The organism is Kitasatospora sp. NPDC091257 (genome assembly GCF_044757675.1).
Taxonomy (GTDB): domain Bacteria; phylum Actinomycetota; class Actinomycetes; order Streptomycetales; family Streptomycetaceae; genus Kitasatospora; species Kitasatospora lactacystinica.
Window position 1 is genome coordinate 1 of sequence record NZ_JBIVVI010001120.1, and the last position, 2,978, is coordinate 2,978.

General features: G+C 74.5%; 4 protein-coding genes. 2 read left to right on the top strand and 2 right to left on the bottom strand.

Translation table 11 applies throughout. The features are described from left to right. Nucleotides 1–247, bottom strand: a 247-nt coding sequence (locus ACIQOV_RS35165) for a hypothetical protein (protein ID WP_401054906.1), incomplete at its 3' end; no start/stop codon positions are given. 201 nt (nucleotides 248–448) lie between these two features. Between ACIQOV_RS35165 and ACIQOV_RS35170 the strand changes: the two genes are divergently transcribed. Together ACIQOV_RS35170 and ACIQOV_RS35175 are read left to right on the top strand one after the other, a co-directional pair. Further along, nucleotides 449–1,276: a rhomboid family intramembrane serine protease gene (locus ACIQOV_RS35170; RefSeq protein ID WP_387689195.1), complete on the top strand. Its 828-nt coding sequence runs from the start codon at nucleotides 449–451 to the stop codon at nucleotides 1,274–1,276. Further along, nucleotides 1,273–1,554: an Lrp/AsnC family transcriptional regulator gene (locus ACIQOV_RS35175; protein WP_049651832.1), complete on the top strand. Its 282-nt coding sequence runs from the start codon at nucleotides 1,273–1,275 to the stop codon at nucleotides 1,552–1,554. Before ACIQOV_RS35170 ends, ACIQOV_RS35175 begins: the two co-directional genes overlap by 4 nt. Nucleotides 1,555–1,557: 3 nt before the next feature. Here ACIQOV_RS35175 and ACIQOV_RS35180 read toward each other — a convergent pair whose 3' ends face one another. Next, nucleotides 1,558–2,943 carry an aminotransferase class V-fold PLP-dependent enzyme gene (locus ACIQOV_RS35180; RefSeq protein WP_401054907.1) on the bottom strand — a complete coding sequence of 462 codons (1,386 nt, stop codon included), beginning with the start codon at nucleotides 2,941–2,943 and terminating at the stop codon, nucleotides 1,558–1,560. Nucleotides 2,944–2,978: the final 35 nt, after the last annotated feature.

Consider the following 2,978-nt stretch of genomic DNA (forward strand, 5'->3'; position numbering starts at 1 on the left):
GGGCCTGCGCCCCCTCGGCACCCGGGCGGGCCACCAGCTCGACCTGGTCCACCGCGTTGCACCAGCGGCAGCGCACCGACTCGATGGTCTCGCTCAGCACCTCGGTCTCCTCGACCCTGGACTCGCCGGCCAGGTCGAAGTGCAGGAACTCGGTCACCCGCGCGGTGCGGGTCACGTCGAAGCGGGTGAGGTTGCCGCACAGGGTGCAGCGCCAGCGCGTCTCGGCGGTCAGGGCGGGGACGGTCATCGGGGGTCCTCTCGGGTGGTCCCTTCGTGGGCTAGGCGCTCCCCCCGGAGCCCCGGCATCGGCGGCGGGAGGCGGGAATGCCCGCCCCAAGCCTATTGCCTGGGGCAACCATCGCGGCCACCGGTTGCCCGAACACCCGGACTGGTCCACCTGCCGTAAACCGCCGTGTCACCTGCGGCGCCCGGAGGGATGCTTGGCCGCATGGCGCTCGCGGTCCCCGACGACACCGCCGCCCGGGGCGGCCGCCCGGCCGCGACCGTCCCGGCGGTCAGCTACGCCCTGATCGCACTCAACACCCTGGTCTTCCTGCTCGGCCCGGCCGCCGGGCTCAACCCGCTGTACGGCACCGGCCGGGCCCGGGTCTGCGCGGAGCAGCGGTACGAGCAGCGCTGGGGCGCCGTCCCGGCCGAGGTGCTGGCCGGGCGGCCGCTGACCGCCGCGCAGCTGGCCGAGGCCCCCGACCCGGTCCCCGGCTGCCCGGCCGCCCCGACCCCGGGCAAGCACCCGGCCCTGTCCGTCCTCACCGGCCTCTTCCTGCACGCCGGCTGGCTCCACCTGCTGGGGAACCTGCTCTTCCTCCAGGTCTTCGGCCCCACCGTCGAACGGCGGCTGGGCCGGGCCCGGTACGCCGTCTTCTACCTGGCCGCCGGCAGCCTGACCACGTACGGCTTCGCGCTCGCCGAGGCGCACTCGCCGAACTCCACCCGGGTGCTCATCGGGGCCTCCGGGGCGATCGCCGCCGCGCTCGGCGCCTATCTGCGCCTCCACCCCCGGGCCCGGGTCACCACCCTCGTCCCGCTGCTGCTCTTCCTGCCGCTGCGGTTCCCCGCCTGGCTGGTGCTCGGCCTCTGGTTCGCCCTGCAGTGGTGGTCGGTGCACTCGGCCGGGCCCGGGGTGGCGTACCTGGTCCACGTGATCGGCTTCTCGGCCGGGTTCCTCTACGCCTGCACCGTGGTTCGCCACCCCCCGCGACGACCCGGCCGACGCCCGATACGCTGGCGGCACCCCACAAAGGAGCCCGAACTGTGATCACCGCCATCGTCCTGATCAAGACCAGTGTCGACCGCATCCCGGAGATCGCCGAATCCATCGCCGCCATCGACGGCGTCAGCGAGGTCTACTCGGTGACCGGGGGCTACAACCTGGTGGCGATGGTGCGGGTGCGCCGGCACGACGACCTGGCCGAGGTCATCCCGGGCCGGCTCAACAAGGTCCCGGGCGTGGCCCACACCGAGACCCAGATCGCCTTCCGCACCTACTCCCAGCACGACCTGGAAGCCGCCTTCGCCCTGGGCCTGGACGAGTAGCGCTCAGCCCTCGCGCCGGCCCCGGTCGATCTGCACGGTCGCGACGCAGCGACCGCCCTCGTTACGGTAGTTCCAGGCCGCCCCGTCCGTGACCAGCTCCCGGACGGCGGTCAGGAAGCGGTCGACGTGCTCGTCCGGCGTCCCGGCGCCGAAGCTCACCCGGATCGCGTTCAGGCTGCGCTCGCCCGGCAGCGAGGGCTCCGGCGCGCCGCACTCGGACGGGGCGACGTCCTCGTCCCCGAGCAGCGTGCGCACCAGCGGGTGGGCACAGAACAGGCCGTCGCGCACCCCGATGCCGTACTCGGCGGACAGCGCGGCCGAGAAGTGCGAGCTGTTCCAGCCCCGGACGACGAAGGACAGCACGCCGACCCGGGCGGAGTCGGAGCCGAACAGGTTCAGCACCTTGACCTGCGGGATCTGCGCCAGCCCGGCCGTCAGCCGGGCGATCAGCTGCTGCTCGCGGGCCTCCAGCGCGTCGAAGCCGGCCTCGGTCAGGGCCCGGCAGGCCGAGGCGATCGCGTAGGCGCCGATGACGTTCGGCGAGCCGGCCTCGTGCCGGGCCGGGCCGGTGTGCCACTGCACGGCCACCGAGCCGTCGCTCTCCCGGGCCACCGTCCGGGTCGCCCCGCCGCCGGCCAGGTACGGCTCGGCCGCGTCCAGCCAGTCCGCCCGGCCGGCCAGCACCCCGGCGCCGAACGGCGCGTAGATCTTGTGGCCGGAGAAGGCGATCCAGTCGACGTCCAGCTCGCGGACCGAGACCCGGTGGTGCGGCGCCAGCTGGGCGGCGTCCAGCACCACCCGGGCGCCGTGCCGGTGCGCGGTCCGGGTCAGCTCGGCGACCGGCCACAGCTCGCCGGTCACGTTGGAGGCGCCGGTGACGCAGAGCAGCTTGGGGCCCTCGGGCGCCCCGGCGAGGGCGGCGTCCAGCGCGGCCACCGCCTCGGCCCGGGAGCGCGGCGCCCGCAGGTAGGTGACGCCCAGTCCGGCGTGCGCCCAGGGCAGCAGCGAGGCGTGGTGCTCGGTCTCGAAGGCGAACACCCGGGTGCCGGCCGGAACGGCCGCGGCCAGCAGGTTGAGCGAGTCGGTGGTGGCCCGGGTGAAGACCACCTGGTCGCCCTCGCGCAGGTCGAGGAACTCGCCGACGGTGCGGCGGCTCTGCTCGAACAGGTCGGTGGACAGCTGGGAGAGGTACCCGGCCCCGCGGTGGACGCTGCCGTAGTACGGCGCGTAGGCGGCGACGTCGTCCCACACCCGCTGGAGCGCCGGGGAGCTGGCCGCGTAGTCCAGCGCCGCGTAGCCGACCTTCTCACCGTTGGCGAGCGGGACCTGGACGTCGGCGCCGAGGACGGCGAGCGGGGCGCAGGTCTCGGTGGTGGCGAGAGGGGACATGAGGATGCACTCCTTCAGGGGTGAGGGACCCCGGG